Consider the following 17,179-nt stretch of genomic DNA (forward strand, 5'->3'; position numbering starts at 1 on the left):
CACCCGGACCGGCAGGGTTGTCAAGCGACTTGCGCAGGTGGATGCTAGTTCCTGTAATACGACACCTAGGGAGCATCCAATGGCCCGGCCCAAGACTGGCCAGACCCCCGTCAAGACCTTCCGGCCACCGATCCCGCTATGGGACGAGGTCGTGAAGCACGCCGAGGCAGAGAAGCGTCCATATGCGGACGTGATCATCGAAGCCCTGCATGACTGGCTGAAGAAGAAGGACCGGCAACGCTCGAGCCCGGTGGGCAGCGAGGAGCAGCACGGATGAGCGGGCAGCCGGACCGGTACGAGCTGAGAGCGCGCCAGTTGCGCATCCTGGCGGGCCTGCACAGGAAGCGCGCCGCCGAGTTGGACACGGCGGCCGAAGCAGCCTTGGCCACTCGGTCCATGCGGCGCTTCGCCGAACTGCTCACGGAGTCGGAGATGCGTGAGCTGGCCGAGCATCCGGACTTGGCGGAGCTGAACGTGCAACTGGAAGGCTTCTACGGCGCGGGCCCGGTGCGCCCGGACGAGGAGACCACCACATGAGCGCGCGCATCCATATCAGCGGAGGTCCCCACGATGGCCAAACGCTGACGTGGGAGACGGCGAACTCCCGACGTCATCAGCCTGCCAGTTCCCCCCGACACGCCAATAGCACCGACCAGCACGGCCCACTACTGGCGCGGTCGGAACTGGGACGGCCGCACAATCCACGCCGATGACGGAGCGACGGTCTACGAGTTCAAGAGCGAGACCGCATGACGAAGGCCCCGCCCGGGACCGCATCCCGGGCGGGGTCTCTCGCGTTTCCACCCCCACTGTCAGACCCTGCCGTCACACTGGCCGCATGGACGACGAGGTGGCCTTCATGGTGCGCGGGAAAACCCGGGCGATCTGCCAGCAGTACCTCGACCTCGTCTGCCAGCACCTCGGCGCCAAGCCCGCCGGCGGGATCACCGACACGATGCCGCCCGGCTGGATCGGGCGTGCCGTCCTCCGGCCCGTACCCGACGAAGAGCCCGACAGGGCGTGAGGCGGCCCCGCGACGACGGGGGGTTGCGTCGCAGGGCCGGGCTTCCAGTGTGGCAGCAGGCTACGGCTTCCGCAGCGAGTGATGTCGAACCATCTCGGCGAGGCGCTGAACGACCACCCCGCCCTGTCCGATGGCCACTACCCGCAACCCCTTCTCGCGCCCCTCTCCCGGCCTGTCGTCGTTGTCGTCGGTTGCAGCTTGACCTGCACCAACGACGCCCGGAGAGGGGTAGGCCTGCTCGGGGGAGGGGCAGTCGTCCCAGCGCAGCCCGGCCGACGAGGAGCGGCCCTCCATCCGCACATCCTTCACGGGCCAACCAATCCCGGCCGCAGCGGCACGCACCGCGTCGGTGGTCGTACGGAGGTGCTCGGCGAGGGGCTTGAGCTGTGCGTGCGGGGTGCCGACATCGCGGACTGCGGCGACCAGCTCGACCGGAGAGACGGGTGGCGCCTTCGGCTGCTCGACGACGGCAGGCTTCTCCTCGCCGCCGGCCTCATCCTTCGGAGGCGGCTGCTCCTGCTCCTCGTCAACAGGGGCGGGCGCGGCCGGCCGCTTCGGCTTCCAGTCGTCGGCGCCGGCCCGGTAGGCGGAGACGACCCAGCAGGCGGCGGCACCCCACAACAGCCAGGGTGCTCCCCCGTTCTCGACCCGGTGGTAGATGCCGGCCGCGAGCGCGACGGCGACCTTCCGGAGGATGGCGGCGGCACCGAGCAGCACGCCTGCCCGCAGCAGCCAGCCGATCCCTGTGCCCTCGTCGAGCCACTTGCGGGCGCCGGACCAGAGGCTGCGCGCCCGGCGTACTACCCAGGCAGCCAGGTAGGTGGCGCGCCGCCCGGAGCCGATCGCGATGCGGTGCACGGCGGTGCGCAGCCACTGCACGGTGGTCGGGGCCCTCACGTCAGCTTCCCCTTCGCGATCCCGTCGATCGCCCACGCGCCGAGGCCGTTGGCGCCCTGCACGATCTGGTCGGCGAGCATGGCGGCGGTACCAGTGGACACGCACAGCAGGACCCCGACCAGCACGCCCTTCCACCATTTGCCCTTGATGAGCTTGGCGAAGGTCTTGCGGAGCAGGAAGAGCACGGTGAACAGGGCTGCGACGACGATGGCCCCGTACCCGTCGATGCGGGGCGTGGCGGCGGTGCCCATCTGCTGACTCGGGGTGCCGGTCAGCCACTTCATGGCGACGTCGCCCACCGAGTTGCCGCCCCAGCGGAGGAAGTCGGCGATGGTGCCGAGGAGCCCGGCGGGGCAGGCGATCATCAGGATGCCGCAGACGATGCCGAACCCGAGCGGGATGAGCGCCTTGGGGTCTTTCGCCTTGCCGCCACCGTCATCACCGATTCCCTTGCCGCCGCTTTTGCCGCCTTTGTGCCAGCGCCACAGTTCGGTGCCGAGGAGGGCGAGACCGAGGGCGAATCCGGCGGTGGAGATGGTGGTGGTCGTGTACTGGCTTACGGCCAGCGTGACGGCGCTCATGGTGTGTCGACTCCGGTGATCCAGTAGACGAGGGTGGTGATCGGGAGGGTGAGAACGGTCGCGGTGATGACCGCATACAGCAGGAGCCGCGCGACCCGGGCGCGAATCTTCGGGAGCCACGCTTCGGGGTGGGCGTGCAGGGCGCGAATGCGGGAGACGTTGTCCCAGACCGCGACCAGCGCCCACACGATGGCGGCCATCACCCACGCTGCGGGCAGGCCTTCCTGGTGGCGGACGCTGTCCAGGACTGCCGCCCACGGCCCGCTCACCGGGAACGCGAGCAGAACCATCAGGGCGTGGTAGCCCCAGCGGACCCGCCGCCACCACGGATCCGGGGGCGGATCCAGGGGTCCTTGCAGGTCAACGGTGACGGTGACGTGGACGTCGACCGGTACGGGAGGTACGGGAGGGGGCGGGTCCGGCAGTCTGGAGCGCCACCAGTCCGGAGGCTGCACGGGAGGTGGTGGAGGAGCAGGCGGTGGGGGCGGTGGGCTGGCCGGCGCGGGGAGCGACGTTCCCGCAGGGATGATCCTGGTCGGGGTGATCGGCGTGTTCTTGCTGCTGCTCACCGCGGCCACCCCGCGCACGCGCAGGCGATCAGCATGGCGGCGGTCCAGGCGGTGCCGATCCACACCCGGCCGTCGTCGTACGCCTTCAATGCCGCGAGGGCCGCAACCGCGGCAATGGCCACACCGAGGGGCGGGAACGCGACCAGCGAGCACGCCAGCAGGAACGGCAGGCTGACCGTCACCCCGGCCCCGGCGAGGACGGCGATCAGCGTGCCGCGTTCGCGCAGCAGCCAGGCGGTGGCCGCGCCCGGGGCGAGCGCGGCGAGACAGAGGACTGCGATCAGCATGACGGGCTCCGGGTTCAGGCGGACTTCGAGTTCTTGGCTTTCTCGTACAGCCGCTGCGCGGTGACGAGCCGGTCGTACGCGGTGGTCTGCTTCAGGTCGAAGTGCTCCTGAATCCACTTCAGGGAGACCGCTTCGGGATCACCCGCTTCGACCATGCGGGCGAGGACCGCTTCGACTTCGGCTTGCTTCTTGGCGCGCGGGCCGGTGATGGCGGACACCGGGGTCGAAGCCGAACCTGAAGCGTTGGCGGTGTCGCTGGCCATAGTCGAAGTGGTGCCCGAAGTGGCCGCGGCTTCGGCGACGATGCGCTGGGCGCGGTCGCGCGCCTCCTGCTCCCGCCGCGCCAGAGCATCGGCGGCGGCCTTCTCCCTGGCCTGACGTGCCGCTTCGACCTGAAGGCGCTCCTGCTCGGCGACCCGGCGTTGCCGGTTCAGTTCGGCTTCGGCTTCGGCGTTCTGCTGCCCGCGGGCGATGTCGGCGAGCTTCGCTTCGGTTTCGGCGGCGAGGATCCGGCCGGCTTCAGCTTCGGCCCGCTGCTTCGATTCGACTTCGAGGCGCAGCCCTTCGGCCGCCGCTTCGGCTTCGGCCCGGGCGCGCGCTTCGGCCGCTTCGGCTTCGGCTACTTCGGCCCGGCGCTTCGCGTCGACTTCGGCCTGACGGAGTTCAGCTTCATGCCTGGCTTCCGCTTCCGCTTCGGCCTTCGACCGTGCTTCGGCTTCCCGCTTCGCTTCGGCGTCGGCCTGTTTCCGCGCTTCGATGTGCGGCCGGTCGATGGCCTCCTGGACGGACATGCCGTCGGCGGACAGTTCGAGAACCAACCGCTGTGCGGCGGTCGCCTTCCGGCGCCATCCGCGGCCGTGCTCGCGGCGGAGCTGCGCCCGGTAGATGCGGCGCTCCCGCTCCAGCTCCAGGACGGTCGCCCACTTCCGGATCTCCCACAGGCGCTGCCGTCGCCAGAGGACGAACGTGCCGACCGGGTTGAGGATCCACCGGGAGGCATTCGGGCCTTCGAGGTGCTTGTCCGCGGTGATGTCGGCGATGCGGCCGATGGCGTGCCGGGCGGCCTCGACGGCGATGACGAACAGGACGGGGATGGTGCCGTGCATGCCGACGCCGAGCTTGTCCGGCCATGCGGTCGCCGCATTGAACGCGATCGTCGCTGCGGTCAGCGCCCACGCGGTGTAGCGCAGGAGGGGGAAGGTGATGCGGCGCCAGGTGAGGAGGAGGTCGAGGGCGAGGAACGCGATGATGCCGGCGTCGACGGCGATGGGGAACGCGCGGGCGAACTTCCCGAATCCCTTGGCTGCGGCGAGGTCGGTGACGGCGCTGTAGGAGCCGATGAAGCCGAGGGCGGCGATGATGAGGACCGAGCCGACGACGATGCCGGTGAGGATCTTCTGCGTGCGGGTCAGAGGCCGGAGAGGGCTACCCGCACCGACGCCGGCAGGAGGCATGGTCACTTCGACTTCCCCTCTTCGGCGATGAGGGCGGTGCGCTCGTGGACGAAGTCGGCAAGGTCGCCTTCGTAGGCGAACCATTCGGTGGTGCCGATGCGCTGCTCGGCGAACTGCTTGTGGAACTCGCGTTCGCGGCGCTGGTCGCCTTCGAAGAGGAGCGCGATGTTCTCGGCGCGGAGGGCGAGAGTGCGGATACGGCGCCTCAGGTCGGTCGTCGTGCCGATCTTCATGCGGTTGCCGTTGCGGATGAAGTACACGTACGGGGCGTGCTTGCCCGCGGGGACCGTCCACTTGGCGGCCGGGACATCGGCCGGCGCGGCGGGTTGGGCCGGAGCGTCGGTCAGGGTGTAGCCGAGGCCAGCCATGACCGCAGCGAGCCGTTCGCGTCGCTGCTCCCGCTGGCTCGCGTCGAAGACGGCGGCGCGTTGCGCGGCCTCCCGGGAGAGGAGTGCGTCGATGACGGCCTGGTCCTCGTCGGGTAGGAGCCTGGTCTGCATCCACGCCGTCCACGTGATGCTCGCCGTGACCGCTACCGCGCCGATGACGATCCACAGAGCAATCCGGTACGAGCTCGCCGATGCGCCGACGACGGCAACGGCCAGGGCGCCGACATGACCGATGAGCCCCAGCTTCCGGAAGTCGCTCCGGGCTGACCGGTCATAGAAATGCCCGTACTCCAGCCATAGGCCAGCCGCCCAGACCATCGGAAAGCAGACGGCGAACGCCCACATGCAGGCGCCGCCCGCGGGGGTCGTGTCGGCTACCTGCCGCCATGCGGACGGGCGCAGGGACATGGTCAGGTAGACGGCGGCTGCGCCGACTTGGAACGCCAGGGCGATGCCGCGGATGACGCGTTCGAGGGTGGCGTCGAGTCGTCCCAGCTGCTGGGGTGCGGTGATCACGGTGGTGTGGTCCTGTTCTGGAGCGGAGGCCGACCCCCTCGCGGCCGTGGGGGAACGGAGGCGCGAGGGGGCCGGCGGTTTATGGGTGGGTCAGTCGCGCCAGTTGGTGATGCGCCAGCCGCCGTCTGTGCGATCGCGGGCGCGGTCTCGCTGCTCCCACCGTTCGGCTTCGGCTCCGGCTTGTCGTGCGCCGCTGGTCTTGGCCCGTCGGAAGCGGCTGGCATCGCCGGTGACGCTGGCTCCGGCGGCGGGATATGTGCGGGTGGACTGTTCGGTGCGGCGGAACCAGGCCATTAGCGGTCCGTCCAGCTGGCCCAGGTGTGGCCGATGGGCGGTTCGTAGGGCGGCTGCGGGTCTTCGCCGTCCGTAGGGGTGAGGTCTTCCGTGTCGTCGGCTTCGGGTTCGGTCTCGGTGTCGTCGTAGGTGTCGCTCATCAGCGCCACCCGCAGACGACGGCCGCGAACAGGGCTCCGGTGGCGAGGATGGCGACGACGGTCATCGCGCGGGTTGCGGCGCGTCCGGGCGGGCGGCTCACGTCGTCACCTGCGGTCGGGGCAGCCCGCGGCACATGGCGGCGTGTGTTTGGGCCCAGTCGCGGACGCGGCCGAGTTGGTCGTTGCCGTGTCCGTCGCCGCAGCCCGTGCATTTGGCTTGGGCGCTTTGGGCGGGGCGGCCTGCGTGGTCGTTGTAGCCGTGGAGGCGGATGTCGACGGTGGCGCCGAGGAGAGTTCCGAAGCGCAGCTGCACGCCATCCGGCCACGGCTCGGTGTTCTGCGGCTCGTTCATCGGGCGACCGCCTGCCGGTACTCGGCGAGGTGCTCGCGGATCTGCTGCTCGGTGATCCCGTGGGCGCGGGCCGCGTTCTGGTAGCGGTCGAGCTCGGCGCGTTCGTCGCCGGTGAGCGGGTTGCCTTGCTGTTCGCGGGCTTCGGCGAGTCCGATGGCGACGGCCGCCCAGTGGAGTGCGGCGGCGGGGTCGTTGGCGGGGGTGCCGTCGTCGGGCGTGGTGTTCGGCTGCTCGCTCATGCGCTGGCCGCCTGACGCGGGAGCGGGTTGGTCTTGAGGTGCGCGGTGAGCGCGCGCCGGTTCTTCGCTTGCGCGGGGTGCCGGAGGGTGGCGCAGAGGCGGCAGTCCTTCGGGTCGTGCGCGCCGGGGCTGTGCTCAGTGGGCAAAGCGCCACTACGATCACGCATGTCTACTCCTGGTTGCTCAGGGGTGGGCGTCCCGTGCGGGCGTGTCACCGCTCGCCGGGGTCTAGCCGGGCCCGGCGTGTCACCGCCGGGCCCGGTTCTCGTGCGGCCCCGGCAGATCTGTCACCACCTGCCGGGGCTTCGTGTTGTGCAAGGACGACAGTACGGGAGTAGTGGCGCATTGACAACTACTATGGGAAACTGTGGGCATGTCGGCGAGCAATGAGGGGAGGTCAGAACCTCAGATGGTGACCTTCACGGACATCGCACGGCTGGCGGTCGAGCACGGCTTCACCGGCCACCTGACGCGCCAAGGCGTCCGGAAGATGGCGGATACCGATCCAGCCTGGCCGGTGCCAGAGGAGCAGTGGATGAAGATCGGGAACTCCTGGGCGATGCCATGGGCGCCGGTCAAGAAGTACTTGGCCGAGCGCACATGGGCCGGAAGGGGCCCGTCGAAACAACCACCCGCCGCCAAGTAGCCGGACAACGCAACGGCCGGGGTGTCTCACCACCCCGGCCGGATGACCAGCGGGTTCCAGCCCGCAGATCTACAGAACCGCACCAACAGGAAAGGCGCTCTGTGCGCATGAGGGTACCCAAAGCATTCCTGCTCGGCTACGCCGCCTCGGCGGTGAGCGCCCGATGAGCCTCGCTCCGATCTTGTGGGCGCTGAAGGATGCGCCGGTCGCCGACAGCATGGAGCGCCTGGTCCTCGTCGTCCTCGGCGAGCATGCGGGCGGGGCGGACGGCTGCACGGCTTTCCCGTCCCGCGACACCATCGCGGCACTGGCCCTCGCCGATCCGAAGACGGTGCAGCGGGTGATCCAGCGCCTGGTCAAGCGGAAGCTGATCGCGCCCGGTGACCAGGGTGCGGCGCAGTACATCCGGGCGGACCGGCGGCCCGTCGTGTACGACCTGATGATCCCGTACTCGTGGTTCTCCGACCCGGAGCGAGTGAACGAGGAGCGGCAGAAGCGCGGCCTCCCGCCGCTGACACCGGCGGACCGGCCGGACATCGCGGAGGCGGCGGCCAAGGTGCGGCGGAAGGATGCGGGGGTGCCGAGACCGAAGACGGCACGAGGGGACTCTCAGTCCCCTCGCTCCAAGCCGGAGGAGCCCGGCCACGGGGGGACTTCAAGTCCGGCACGGGGGGACTCTGAGTCCCGGACGGGGGGACTTCAAGACCCCCGAACCTCCTCTTTTGATCCTCCTATTTTTGAGCCGCCTACTTCTCTCTCGCCGCTCCCTGCTCAGCGGCCGGAGCCCGATCCCGTTCACGAGAGAGAGATGCTTCCTTCCTTCGAAGACCACCACCAACCCGAGCCCGACCCCGCCGCCCAGGTGACCGCCTCATGGGTCGAGGCCTACAAGCGCAGCAGCAACGGCAGCGAGCCGTCCGCGAAGGCCGTCGCCCGGGTGCGGACATCCGCCGGCTCCCGGTTGCGCGCCGGGAAGAGCGTCGACGAACTCGCCCTGATCGCTGCCGACATGGCGGAGACGAACCTCGCCTGGACGGACCTCGCCGAGCACGAGGCGCACTGGCTGAACAAGCAGCAGCAGTGGGGCGGCCTCACAGGTACGGATGCCACCGTCGCGGGCTGGCTCCAGCTCGCCGACCAGCTCGGCCAGGGAGGAGACCCCGCCTCCAGGCCTTCCGTCACGGACCAGCGGGTGCACCAGGCCCTCAGTGTCGGCCGCCAGTTGCAGGCCGAAGCTGACGCCCGGCGCGGCGGCTACCGGCCCCAGAATCCCAACGACGCCTGGGACCGCATCCGGCAGCAGGCAGATGCGGGTGAACGCCCCGACGGCTGGGAGAAGTACCCGCACTGCGGTCACCCGGACTGTGACGAGATCACCCGCATGCGGGACACCGACGACGGCTCCGGCGAACTCCGCCCGTCGTGCTGCTCGGGATGTCATCCCGCACTCCAGTGGTACTGACCAGCGCCACCGTTCCGCGCCCGCTACCGTCGTGGGCGCCCCCCCGAAGGAGTACCGCCATGACCACCACCCAGCCGTCCACCGACTCCCCACCGGACAACCCGCGTCTCGCGCTCCTGCGCGCCCTGAACACTCCGCCGTACGACACGGCTGCGGGGAAGGTGGGTGCGTCGTTGTGTGAGGCGGAGCAGCTCATCGACGCGTTCCGGGCGGCCGTGCTCCGCGATGTCCTCTGGCGTCTGGAGCAGTCCTCCGGGCACGACGTCGCGGCGAAGCTGGTGGAGGACAACCCGGAGCTGGACGAGCTGCTGAACGCGACGGAGGCGACGACGTGAGCGGCGTGGATCTGGCCCAGTGGCTCGGCGCCCAGTTCGCCGAGGATGAGCGGATCGCGCGGGCGGCGTGTGATGGCGGCGGCGGATGGAAGGCCGACGAGCAGGCGTCGTGCGAATGCTGCACGAACGTCCGCACTGCCACCGGTGCACTGGTCTGCACGCCTGACGACCGCGACGCGCCACACATCGCCGAGTGGTCTCCGGCCCGGGTGCTGCGGGAGATCGACGGGCGCCGACGCACGGTCATCCGCTGCCAGGAGGAGATGCTGTCCGGTATCCCGCGCCTCGTGCACTTCGCACAGCAGACGCTGCGGGAGATGGCGCTCGGGTACTCCCACCGGCCGGGCTACGCGGAGGCGGTCGCTGCCGCCGGATAGCCGGACCGTTAGTCAGGCGTTAGAGACCCCAACGGATCTTGCGCTGTGATGGAACCCCAACCCGAGGAGACACGATGGACGAGCCACTGATCGACGAGACCGACGCCGAGGTGCAGCCCACCATGGCCACCATGGATGAGGAGACCGCCAACGTGGTGATCGCGGAGATCAACCGGCGTGAGGCGCTCGGCCTGCCCGGTGTCCCCGGCGGCGACTGGGACGACTGAGTATCCGCACGCAGCGACACCCCCGACCGAGCGTGACGGTCGGGGGTGTCGTGCTGTAGCAGCGCGTCCAGGAGGCGAGCCAGCCGGACCGGGGACGCGCCACGATCGTACGCCCGCCCTGTGACAACGCCCGGAGTCCCTGCCCGTAGGGGTTTCTGGCGCGCCCTCGGCGCCCGTGCTGGACTGTGCGTGCTGGACACGGGTTGGGAAACCTCGCACGGCCGGGCTCTGAGGGTGGCTCCCTCGCATGGGCCCGGCCTTCAGCGTCTCCGGGCAACGCGAGAGCCCGACCACGCGGGCCGGGCTCTCGGATGCTGGCGGTCGCGCCTACGTTGGTGAGTCGGCCACCGCCTCTGGGCTCCACGCGGGGAGCGCCAGCGGCCCGCCCGGCTGTTGAACCGGCAACATCCCGGGTGCCCCAGTTTCCTGCGAGCAGACGGACGGGCCATGCGGCGGGTTACTCCGGAGGGCGCCGGACGCCACGGAGACGAGCCCTCGCCGCAGTGGGCTCGCACGTTCAGGATGCCAGGCGCACGACCGCCCCGGCCTCAAGGAGGCGCGGGGCGGAAGGCGTTGCACTGGTTCGCGGGCCAGCGCGTCTGGCAGCCGATCGGACGGTCCCCGGGGACCGCACTGCCACCGTCAGGATGCCACGTCCCGACGGCGCGTCAGCCGACCGCGCAGTACGGCCCGTATGCGGGCGAGGAGTCCGGGCCGGCGCCTGGGTTCCGTACAGCAGGTGCCGGTGCACGCGTCGTCTTCGTCGATGCCCTCGATGGTCACGGCTACTGTTCCTCGCTGGTGGGCTGGTTCTTCACGGTTGTTCGCGCGGGTTGTTCAGCGGGGCCTTGGATCGCGTCGTGGAGTTCGACGAGCCGACGGTCCCACCAGCGGGCCATCGACGTTCCGAGGGCCGGGGTCCCGGCTTTCACCCACTGCTCGTACAGGCCGATCACGCGGGTGACGGTGTCCTCGGCGCTGCGGTGGAGGGCGGCGAGGACGCGGGCCGTCGTCTCGATGTCGGTCGCTTCGGTCGCTGCCGGGTCGTTCGGTTCGGCTTCTTCGGTCCTGGGTGAACGGCTCGGGTTGTTCACGGTTGTTCGCTCCGGTTCTTCGGCGTGGTGTCGAGCATCTGGACTTCCGGGTGCACGGTGGCGACATGCTCATCCATCAGCTGGCGCGGGATGAGCGTCGGGGACGACTCACAGAGCGGGCACGGGTCGCGGAGGATGGGCTCGCCCTCGACGGCGTTGCTGCTGATCCGCATGCCGACGCCGGGGAACTCGGCGGTCAGGTGGTCGCGGAGGCTGAGCGCCGACGTGTTGGCGGTGGTCGGGTCGGGGCTGGTGAAGTCGACGCGCAGCCACGGTTCGGGCTGGGCGATCGCGGGGGCCACGCTGTCGAGGGCGGCCACCGTCGGGCACGGGTAAGGCACCCACCAGCCGACGCGCTGCGGCTGGGTCCCCTCCTGGGTGCAGGTCTGGCAGTACGACGGGCCGCTGTCGTCCGCGATGGGCTGATGCAGCTGGCGGACGGAGGCGAGGACGGCTTCGAGTTCCTGAACTCGTCCCGCGTAGGAGCCGGCCGCCGCGTCCGCGGACTCGGCTTCGGTGTAGCGGCGGAGTTCGGCGGCGAGGCGTTCGGTCCGCTCGTCGTAGTCGGCGAGTTCAGCGGTCAGCCGGTCGACCTCGGCGTACAGCTGGTCGAGGCTGGCCTTGGTGTGCTGGGCGAGGGGGATGCGTTCGGTCACGGGGTGTCCTTCGTCGGCTCGGTGAGGGCGGTACGGACGGCGTCGAGGACTTCGCCTGCGGTCGGGATGTCGAGGCTGCCCCCGCCGGGGGTGATGACGCCGCGCCCGTCGAACGAGGCGAGCGCAGCCCGGACGCGGACGAGGCGCTGTTCAGCGTCCGACTCGCATTGGTGATGCCTGCCGCCCCAGACGCGGCGACAGGTCTTGCACCAGGCTTCCGCGGCGCCGATGTCGAGGTGATCGGTGAACGCACTGAGTGCCGTGTCGGCGAGGTCGAACTCGGTCGCGGCGAAGATCGATCCGACCGCTCCGCCGGGCTGGAACGGCGCGGGAACGACGGCCTGTTTGATGCGGGCGATGAGCGCGGCGGCCAGGTGGTCGCGCAGAACGGTGGAGACGGGCCGGTGTTCTTCCGGTTGGTCGCAGCACTGGTCGAAGCCGCCGTGGCAGTCGGACTCGGTCTCGCCGCTGGCTGGGCAGTAGTAGACGGTGGAGCCGGGCTTGCAAATGTGGGCGTCGTCGGGCTTGGTCACGTCTGGTCCTTCGGGTCGTCGAGGGCGGTGTTCAGCTCGGCCAGGCGGGCGTCCCACCATCGCGATACGGGCGTGCCGAGCGGCGGGGGCCCGGCCTTCACCCACCGGGCGGTGAGGGCGCGCACGCGTCCGTTGGCGGCTTCGGCGCGCCGCCGGGGTTCGCGTTCGTGGCAGTGGGCGAGGGCGTCGCGGAGTTCGGCGTTCTCCGTCTCGGCACGGTCGAGTTCGTCGTACAACTGGTCGAGCTGGTCGCTGGTCATGTCGTCGAGCGGGATGCGGTCGTTCACAGGTACTCCCCGGAGATCGGGATGGTGACGATGCGGCAGCGGCCGGGGAGGCGTTGGCCCCACAGATCGTTTTGCATGCGGGGCAGGTAGCGGGTGCCGGCCGGGCGCTGTCGTGGTTGCCGGTCGGCCGCGGGCCAGTCGGTCATGCAGTCGTCGAAGGTGAGCTGCCCTTTCACGCCGCCTCCGTCCGACACCAGGGCCCGTCGTCGTCCCCGTCTTTGGGTTCGGGGTCGGCGACGTAGGGCGAGTCGTCGTACAGCGCGGCCTTCCGCTGGGGTCCGAGGAGGCGGGGTGTGAGGGCGGCGAGGACGGGGTGGGTGGTGCGGGTGAGCGTGGCCAGGTCGGGGAGGGGCGGGAGTGGGGTACGGGTGGTCACTGCTGCTCGCCTCCGTTGATGGTTCGGGCCAGACCGATGGCGCGCCCCATGACGTCGCAGGCGTAGTCGTCGCAGGCCGGGCGGTCGTGGTCGTGGGCCATCTCCGGGTATTCGCGGGCCCATTCGGCTGTGGCGTCGAGGAGTTCGCCGAGCGCTTCGACGACGGCCGGGTGCAGGTGTACTGCGACGGTGTGGGCTGCGACGGTCTGCGAGGAGGGGCGCAGGGTACGTGCGGCGGCAGCGAGTTCGTCGGCGGCCGTGGTCATCGCTGCTCACCGCCGTCCGTCTGTACACGCCACGCCTTGGGGTCGTGCTTGTGGTCGCGGTCGGGCATGACGATCTGGTCGCCGCGCAGGCCGTGGCCGATGACCATGCCGGGCCTCAGCCATGGGTTGCCTGCGGAGGTGCCGTTGCAGTCGTCGGCTGGACCGCAGGGGTCGCCTTCGTGGCGGCCGTGGCGGCAGCGGTCGAGGTCGGTGAGGATCTTGACGAGGCCGGCGGTGTCTGCCAGAGACTGCCCCATCAGCGTGTCGGTGACGGCCTGCTCGGCGAGCGCTACGTGGGCGGCCATGAGAGCGTCGCGCGTCTCTGCCCCGCCTTGCTGCGCCTGCTGCTCGTCCTGCGCCTCGTCGGCCAGGCGGCGCAGTTCGTCGGCGACGCGGAGGATGCCGACGTTCTCCGACACCTGCGCGGGCTTCCGGGCCCCCGTCGCGGGCTCGAACTGGCGTAGGGACTGGGCGATGTCGGCGGCTTCGCGGAGTACGGCGGCCCGGTCGGCGGCAGGCGGCAGCACGGCCGCGTTTCGTCCCGCCTCGTTCATGAGCTGGATCGCCCGGATCGCCGTCCAGGTCGCGGTGTCGGTACCGGCGGGGATCGGGCCGAACAGGGCGGCCAGCACGGCGTCGGCCTGGGCCAGGAACGTCTCCCGGTCCATCGCCAGCGCCTGCTGCCAGATCTGCTTGTGCGGCCACTCGTGCCGGTACAGCGCCTCGGCGATCCGCTCCCGCAGTCCGGCCCGGTCAGCGGCCACCGGCGGCACAACAGGCATGGCGGCAATCTCGTCCAGGCCGAACCCCTCACGGGCGAGACTGCCCACCATCGGATCCGCCTCATCAGCCATATGCCGGAGCGCGGTCCCGATCTCCTGCACGGTGAGGCCGTCACGGAAGTGGGCGTCGCGCAGGAAGTCGGCGGCTTCGAGGAGGTGAAGGGCGCGCAGTCGGTCGGGTGTCGGGTGGGTGGTCATCGGGTCCTCCGGGTCGGGATGATGGGTGGGCCGGCCGCCGTTGTAGGGCAACGGCGGCCGGTACTGCGTGGGTGGTCATGCGATGCGCTTGCGTCCGGCGTCGGTCGCGGACACCCGTTGTCCGCCGGCGAACTGTGACTTGATGTCGATCAGGCCGGCCTTCTGGAGCGCCATCCACGTGTCGATCGACGCACGCCGCCCGTCGCGGCCGAGGCTCCACACGCGTCGGCCGCCGCCGTTGTAGATCGGCGCCGGCTTCTCCTGCTTGGCGATCTCTCGCAGTAGACGCAGCGCTGTCGGCCCATCGGCGGACGGCTTCGCCCGGGCCTTCTTCGCGGCCTGCTGCTCCGCGGCCTGCGCCTCCATCTGGACGACCAGCGCGCGGCCGGCCTCGGTGACGCGCACCGGCGCGGAGTCGTCGCCGCCGTCGTCGACCAGGCCGTGCCGGTACAGCGGGCGGAACGTGCCCTGGTTGTAGGCGGCGAGGGTGTTCGGGTGCGAGAAGCGTCCGCGTCCGACGTACTGGAATTGGACGCCGGTGCCCTTGTCGTACTTGGCGATCTCTCGCAGAAGCCTCTGCGAGGCGGGGCCGAGGTCGGTCATGTGCTGCTCCTGTGTCGTCGGTAGCCGGATGGGTCAGAGGTCGTCGTCGGTGTCGCCGGGTGTGACGATGTGCCGGTTGGGTGGCTGGTGTCCGGCGGGGAGGATGCAGCCGGAGCCGGGGGCGTCGTCTTCGCCGAACGTGCACCAGCCGGGGTCCGTGGCGGTGTCGGTCCCGGAGTCCCCCACGCGCCCCGCTGTCGCCCTCTCGCCGGTCTCTCCTTCCCCGGCCGCCTCCGAGGGCTGCGAGGCGGCCAGCGGGGCGACTGAGGGCGCAGGGGCGGCTGTTTCGGTCGAGGCCGGGTCGAGGGCTGCGATGGGCGGGCACGGCCACTCGACGGCGTAGGGCTTCCAGGCGGGACCGTCGCCGTCCTCGTTCTCGCAGGAGTCGCAGATGAAGCCGAGGCGCCGCTTCACGCAGAGGTCGTCACCTTCGTCGCTGCTCTCGCTGTGCTCGTCCTCGTAGTCGTCGGCGTTCGGGTCGCACCCGCAGCCGTCGGCGAGCTCGAACACCTCGATCTTCTGGTGCTCGTGGCGGACGATCAGGTGGGGATACGTGGCGGCGATGTTCTGGCGCAGCCGGTCGCACAGTTGCTCGGCGGACTCCGGCTCTCCGGTGACCTGGCGTCGACCGCCGGGGGTGAGCGGTCGCATCCAGAGGGCGAGGCCGACGGCGGCTTCGGCTTGGAGGGCGCGGCGCTTCCAGTGGGCGAGCTGCTGTTCGGTGAGCGGTTCGGGCTGGCTCATCGGGTTTCTCCTTCGGGGTGGCGGGTTAGGGCGCGGGTGGTCATGCGGCCGGGTTGCCGAAGAGGCTTGGCGTTCGGCCGAGTTCGTCGAGCCAGCCAGCGAGACGGGCTAGGTTCTTCTCCGGGCCGAACGCCAGATAGGTGCCGTCCGCGCTGTCGCATCCGAACCACTCGGCGGTCCGCAGCCGTTGGCGGGAGTTCACGCGGCCCATGTGGACGCCCTTGCCGCGTTCCTTCGCTTCTCGGGCCAGGCGTTCGGCGACGGGCCCGGTCTTCCACTCGGTGGACCCGGCGATGAACAGGACGTCGAAGTCGCCCCACGGCAGGCCGAGGAGGTCGCATCCGTCCTGCGCGGCGAACGCGGCCGGGATACCCAGTTCGCGGATGCGGGCCAGCCACGGCAGGGACTCGGCGAGCGTGCCCGCAGCGTCGAACGGCACGTCCGGTGCGACAGCCCACAGGCAGCGGTCGGCGCCGTAACGGTCCACCGTGCGCGTCAGCCAGTCGAACCAGGCGTCTGCGCCGGGCCAGCCCTTGCCGAACTTGCCGTTGTCGCACGCGTACTCGGCGCCGTCCGGGATGACGTTGCCTTGCGCCGGGGTCGTCATGCAGCCGATGAGCCCGGCGCTCATTGCGGCCCGCACGTCAGGCCCCGAGGGAGTGCCGAGGTACAGCACGGCGCACCTGCCGGACGGTCAGGACGAGGAAGACTGGCAGGGCCGTGGCCCACAGCACCTTGCCGACCAGCTGGCCGCCGACCGACTGCACGGTGACGGGGAATCCGGCGAGGGCGAGGAACGCATACGTGTCGACGATCGCGCCGACAAGCCCCGAGAGCAGCGCCGCCCGCGCCCACCCGCGGTCTCGTAGCGGCGTGTACACGGCCATGTCGAGGAGTTCCGCGAGGAGGAACGCCACGGTGGACGCGACAGCGAGGGCGGGCGACGTGACCGCGGTGAGGGCTGCGCCGGCCGCGATTCCGGCGAGGACCCACCGCCAGCCGCACACGTCTTGCACGACGTCGCGGAGGAGGAGGGCGGCGCCGGCGGCGTAGGTGCCTGCGGTGGCGGTGAGGCCGAAGCCCATGGAGGCGAGGCCGTAGTGGGTGGTGAGCCAGTTCGCGGCGGTGATGCAGAGGATGAAGGCGGTGATCGCCGTGATGCGGCGGGTGGTCATGTTCCGTCCTGTCCTGTTTTGGCCTGGTTGGCCGGGCTGGCGGTTGGGGTGGGGTGCGGTCCTGTGCGGTCAGCTGCCGTCGACCCGATACGCGGCGGCCATGCCGCCCTCAGGTGCAGGCCAGCCCCACAGGAGTCCGTAGGGCTTCTGGCGGGAGACGAGGCCGACGGTGTCGGGGCTGTTGCAGGTGCCGCCCTTGCGGTGCTTGTCGAAGGCGGACAGGGAGCTGAATGTCCGGTGACAGCACGAGGCGTGTGAGCGTTCGTTGCCGGTCCACCACTGGCCGCAGGCGCCGTGGACGATCGCGTTCTTCGGGATGCCGTCGCATCCGGGGGTGGGGTGTGCCATGGGATTGCCGTTTCTTGCGTGAAGGGAATTGGTCAGGAGCGATCGGGAGTGTGAGTGCGACCCGTTGCCGGGTCGGGGGGCTGTACGGCGGTCAGGTGCGGCGGGCGCGGTTCAGGTACCGACCGGTCCCCCTCGGGTGGCGGCCTGGTCCGTCTTCGGCGGCCACTCCCCGGCGGCGATCTGGCCGTGGCGGACATCGAGGAGTCCGCGCAGGGCACTGGCCTTGTCGGCGTAGCGGCGGCTGGTGGCGTCGGCTTCACGAATGGCCAGCTCAATGGCTTCGGGGCTGGCGTGAATTGCGAATAGGGGGTCAAAGCGGGCGTTCACG

The 17,179-nt window shown here is 70.5% G+C and carries 34 protein-coding genes; 8 read left to right on the forward strand and 26 right to left on the reverse strand.

Features of this window, described 5'->3' with window-relative positions; translation table 11 throughout:
- The first annotated feature begins 79 nt into the window (after positions 1–79).
- The 3 genes from STRTUCAR8_RS17740 (at position 80) to STRTUCAR8_RS17750 (ending at position 1,024) form a co-directional block, all read left to right on the forward strand.
- Positions 80–277, forward strand: a complete 198-nt coding sequence (locus tag STRTUCAR8_RS17740) for a hypothetical protein (protein WP_006377182.1) — start codon at positions 80–82, stop codon at positions 275–277.
- Positions 274–537, forward strand: a complete 264-nt coding sequence (locus STRTUCAR8_RS17745) for a hypothetical protein (RefSeq protein WP_006377237.1) — start codon at positions 274–276, stop codon at positions 535–537. Before STRTUCAR8_RS17740 ends, STRTUCAR8_RS17745 begins: the two co-directional genes overlap by 4 nt.
- A 301-nt stretch (positions 538–838) precedes the next feature.
- On the forward strand, positions 839–1,024 hold the full coding sequence (locus STRTUCAR8_RS17750; protein ID WP_006377157.1) for a hypothetical protein: 186 nt from the start codon (positions 839–841) through the stop codon (positions 1,022–1,024).
- 60 nt (positions 1,025–1,084) lie between these two features.
- Here the strand turns inward: STRTUCAR8_RS17750 and STRTUCAR8_RS17755 are convergent, their stop codons facing one another.
- From STRTUCAR8_RS17755 to STRTUCAR8_RS52555, 11 genes are all read right to left on the reverse strand, one after another.
- Positions 1,085–1,921 (reverse strand): hypothetical protein, encoded by an 837-nt coding sequence (locus STRTUCAR8_RS17755; protein ID WP_006377184.1) that lies wholly within the window; start codon positions 1,919–1,921, stop codon positions 1,085–1,087.
- A complete protein-coding gene (locus STRTUCAR8_RS17760) occupies positions 1,918–2,502 on the reverse strand; it encodes a hypothetical protein (protein WP_006377207.1) in 585 nt (194 codons plus the stop codon). The genes STRTUCAR8_RS17755 and STRTUCAR8_RS17760 overlap by 4 nt, the downstream gene beginning before the upstream one ends.
- Complete coding sequence (locus STRTUCAR8_RS52165; RefSeq protein WP_199791691.1) at positions 2,499–2,957, reverse strand: hypothetical protein; 459 nt, start codon at positions 2,955–2,957, stop codon at positions 2,499–2,501. Before STRTUCAR8_RS52165 ends, STRTUCAR8_RS17760 begins: the two co-directional genes overlap by 4 nt.
- A gap of 110 nt (positions 2,958–3,067) precedes the next feature.
- The gene (locus STRTUCAR8_RS17770; protein ID WP_006377149.1) at positions 3,068–3,358 is read right to left on the reverse strand and encodes a hypothetical protein; all 291 of its coding nucleotides are present in this window, start codon (positions 3,356–3,358) and stop codon (positions 3,068–3,070) included.
- Positions 3,359–3,372: 14 nt separating this feature from the next.
- A complete protein-coding gene (locus STRTUCAR8_RS48745) occupies positions 3,373–4,812 on the reverse strand; it encodes a DUF2637 domain-containing protein (RefSeq protein ID WP_044472394.1) in 1,440 nt (479 codons plus the stop codon).
- Between the two features lie 2 nt (positions 4,813–4,814).
- Complete coding sequence (locus STRTUCAR8_RS48300; RefSeq protein ID WP_006377189.1) at positions 4,815–5,717, reverse strand: GIY-YIG nuclease family protein; 903 nt, start codon at positions 5,715–5,717, stop codon at positions 4,815–4,817.
- Positions 5,718–5,807: 90 nt separating this feature from the next.
- A complete protein-coding gene (locus STRTUCAR8_RS17785; RefSeq protein ID WP_006377201.1) occupies positions 5,808–6,011 on the reverse strand; it encodes a hypothetical protein in 204 nt (67 codons plus the stop codon).
- Positions 6,011–6,151, reverse strand: a complete 141-nt coding sequence (locus STRTUCAR8_RS52550; RefSeq protein WP_158697414.1) for a hypothetical protein — start codon at positions 6,149–6,151, stop codon at positions 6,011–6,013. The genes STRTUCAR8_RS17785 and STRTUCAR8_RS52550 overlap by 1 nt, the downstream gene beginning before the upstream one ends.
- Positions 6,152–6,248: 97 nt before the next feature.
- A complete protein-coding gene (locus STRTUCAR8_RS17790) occupies positions 6,249–6,503 on the reverse strand; it encodes a hypothetical protein (RefSeq protein WP_006377238.1) in 255 nt (84 codons plus the stop codon).
- Positions 6,500–6,742 (reverse strand): hypothetical protein, encoded by a 243-nt coding sequence (locus tag STRTUCAR8_RS17795; RefSeq protein WP_006377188.1) that lies wholly within the window; start codon positions 6,740–6,742, stop codon positions 6,500–6,502. The genes STRTUCAR8_RS17790 and STRTUCAR8_RS17795 overlap by 4 nt, the downstream gene beginning before the upstream one ends.
- Positions 6,739–6,909 carry a hypothetical protein gene (locus tag STRTUCAR8_RS52555; protein WP_006377176.1) on the reverse strand — a complete coding sequence of 57 codons (171 nt, stop codon included), beginning with the start codon at positions 6,907–6,909 and terminating at the stop codon, positions 6,739–6,741. Before STRTUCAR8_RS52555 ends, STRTUCAR8_RS17795 begins: the two co-directional genes overlap by 4 nt.
- A gap of 242 nt (positions 6,910–7,151) precedes the next feature.
- Here STRTUCAR8_RS52555 and STRTUCAR8_RS17800 point away from each other — a divergent pair, with 242 nt between their 5' ends.
- The 5 genes from STRTUCAR8_RS17800 (at position 7,152) to STRTUCAR8_RS52560 (ending at position 9,789) form a co-directional block, all read left to right on the forward strand.
- Positions 7,152–7,388 (forward strand): hypothetical protein, encoded by a 237-nt coding sequence (locus STRTUCAR8_RS17800; RefSeq protein ID WP_006377165.1) that lies wholly within the window; start codon positions 7,152–7,154, stop codon positions 7,386–7,388.
- A 163-nt stretch (positions 7,389–7,551) separates the two neighbouring features.
- On the forward strand, positions 7,552–8,850 hold the full coding sequence (locus STRTUCAR8_RS17805) for a helix-turn-helix domain-containing protein (RefSeq protein ID WP_006377174.1): 1,299 nt from the start codon (positions 7,552–7,554) through the stop codon (positions 8,848–8,850).
- A gap of 59 nt (positions 8,851–8,909) precedes the next feature.
- Positions 8,910–9,185, forward strand: a complete 276-nt coding sequence (locus STRTUCAR8_RS17810; protein ID WP_006377199.1) for a hypothetical protein — start codon at positions 8,910–8,912, stop codon at positions 9,183–9,185.
- The gene (locus STRTUCAR8_RS48305) at positions 9,182–9,562 is read left to right on the forward strand and encodes a DUF6221 family protein (protein WP_006377160.1); all 381 of its coding nucleotides are present in this window, start codon (positions 9,182–9,184) and stop codon (positions 9,560–9,562) included. Before STRTUCAR8_RS17810 ends, STRTUCAR8_RS48305 begins: the two co-directional genes overlap by 4 nt.
- A 74-nt stretch (positions 9,563–9,636) precedes the next feature.
- Positions 9,637–9,789 carry a hypothetical protein gene (locus STRTUCAR8_RS52560; RefSeq protein WP_006377204.1) on the forward strand — a complete coding sequence of 51 codons (153 nt, stop codon included), beginning with the start codon at positions 9,637–9,639 and terminating at the stop codon, positions 9,787–9,789.
- Between the two features lie 642 nt (positions 9,790–10,431).
- Here the strand turns inward: STRTUCAR8_RS52560 and STRTUCAR8_RS52565 are convergent.
- The 15 genes from STRTUCAR8_RS52565 to STRTUCAR8_RS17885 form a co-directional block, all read right to left on the reverse strand.
- Positions 10,432–10,572 carry a hypothetical protein gene (locus STRTUCAR8_RS52565; RefSeq protein WP_158697415.1) on the reverse strand — a complete coding sequence of 47 codons (141 nt, stop codon included), beginning with the start codon at positions 10,570–10,572 and terminating at the stop codon, positions 10,432–10,434.
- A 2-nt stretch (positions 10,573–10,574) separates the two neighbouring features.
- A complete protein-coding gene (locus STRTUCAR8_RS17820) occupies positions 10,575–10,883 on the reverse strand; it encodes a hypothetical protein (protein ID WP_006377247.1) in 309 nt (102 codons plus the stop codon).
- A complete protein-coding gene (locus tag STRTUCAR8_RS17825; RefSeq protein WP_006377145.1) occupies positions 10,880–11,539 on the reverse strand; it encodes a hypothetical protein in 660 nt (219 codons plus the stop codon). The genes STRTUCAR8_RS17820 and STRTUCAR8_RS17825 overlap by 4 nt, the downstream gene beginning before the upstream one ends.
- Complete coding sequence (locus STRTUCAR8_RS17830; RefSeq protein WP_006377167.1) at positions 11,536–12,072, reverse strand: hypothetical protein; 537 nt, start codon at positions 12,070–12,072, stop codon at positions 11,536–11,538. The genes STRTUCAR8_RS17825 and STRTUCAR8_RS17830 overlap by 4 nt, the downstream gene beginning before the upstream one ends.
- Complete coding sequence (locus STRTUCAR8_RS17835; protein ID WP_006377162.1) at positions 12,069–12,359, reverse strand: hypothetical protein; 291 nt, start codon at positions 12,357–12,359, stop codon at positions 12,069–12,071. The genes STRTUCAR8_RS17830 and STRTUCAR8_RS17835 overlap by 4 nt, the downstream gene beginning before the upstream one ends.
- Positions 12,356–12,535, reverse strand: a complete 180-nt coding sequence (locus STRTUCAR8_RS17840) for a hypothetical protein (RefSeq protein WP_006377156.1) — start codon at positions 12,533–12,535, stop codon at positions 12,356–12,358. Before STRTUCAR8_RS17840 ends, STRTUCAR8_RS17835 begins: the two co-directional genes overlap by 4 nt.
- Positions 12,532–12,735, reverse strand: a complete 204-nt coding sequence (locus STRTUCAR8_RS17845; protein ID WP_006377191.1) for a hypothetical protein — start codon at positions 12,733–12,735, stop codon at positions 12,532–12,534. The genes STRTUCAR8_RS17840 and STRTUCAR8_RS17845 overlap by 4 nt, the downstream gene beginning before the upstream one ends.
- Complete coding sequence (locus STRTUCAR8_RS17850) at positions 12,732–13,001, reverse strand: hypothetical protein (protein ID WP_006377205.1); 270 nt, start codon at positions 12,999–13,001, stop codon at positions 12,732–12,734. The genes STRTUCAR8_RS17845 and STRTUCAR8_RS17850 overlap by 4 nt, the downstream gene beginning before the upstream one ends.
- Positions 12,998–13,981 (reverse strand): hypothetical protein, encoded by a 984-nt coding sequence (locus STRTUCAR8_RS17855; protein ID WP_158697416.1) that lies wholly within the window; start codon positions 13,979–13,981, stop codon positions 12,998–13,000. Before STRTUCAR8_RS17855 ends, STRTUCAR8_RS17850 begins: the two co-directional genes overlap by 4 nt.
- A 75-nt stretch (positions 13,982–14,056) precedes the next feature.
- Complete coding sequence (locus STRTUCAR8_RS17860; protein WP_006377181.1) at positions 14,057–14,584, reverse strand: hypothetical protein; 528 nt, start codon at positions 14,582–14,584, stop codon at positions 14,057–14,059.
- 33 nt (positions 14,585–14,617) lie between these two features.
- Positions 14,618–15,328: a hypothetical protein gene (locus STRTUCAR8_RS17865; protein ID WP_006377155.1), complete on the reverse strand. Its 711-nt coding sequence runs from the start codon at positions 15,326–15,328 to the stop codon at positions 14,618–14,620.
- Between the two features lie 40 nt (positions 15,329–15,368).
- Entirely contained in the window at positions 15,369–15,935 is a 567-nt protein-coding gene (locus tag STRTUCAR8_RS17870) for a hypothetical protein (RefSeq protein ID WP_044472397.1), read from the reverse strand.
- A gap of 37 nt (positions 15,936–15,972) precedes the next feature.
- Positions 15,973–16,503 carry a VUT family protein gene (locus tag STRTUCAR8_RS17875; protein ID WP_006377243.1) on the reverse strand — a complete coding sequence of 177 codons (531 nt, stop codon included), beginning with the start codon at positions 16,501–16,503 and terminating at the stop codon, positions 15,973–15,975.
- 69 nt (positions 16,504–16,572) lie between these two features.
- On the reverse strand, positions 16,573–16,851 hold the full coding sequence (locus STRTUCAR8_RS17880; protein ID WP_006377241.1) for an FDXHR family putative zinc-binding protein: 279 nt from the start codon (positions 16,849–16,851) through the stop codon (positions 16,573–16,575).
- Positions 16,852–16,962: 111 nt separating this feature from the next.
- The gene (locus STRTUCAR8_RS17885) at positions 16,963–17,178 is read right to left on the reverse strand and encodes a hypothetical protein (protein ID WP_006377164.1); all 216 of its coding nucleotides are present in this window, start codon (positions 17,176–17,178) and stop codon (positions 16,963–16,965) included.
- Between the last annotated feature and the right edge of the window lies 1 nt (position 17,179).

Origin of the sequence: Streptomyces turgidiscabies Car8 (genome assembly GCF_000331005.1) — a bacterium.
GTDB lineage: Bacteria > Actinomycetota > Actinomycetes > Streptomycetales > Streptomycetaceae > Streptomyces > Streptomyces turgidiscabies.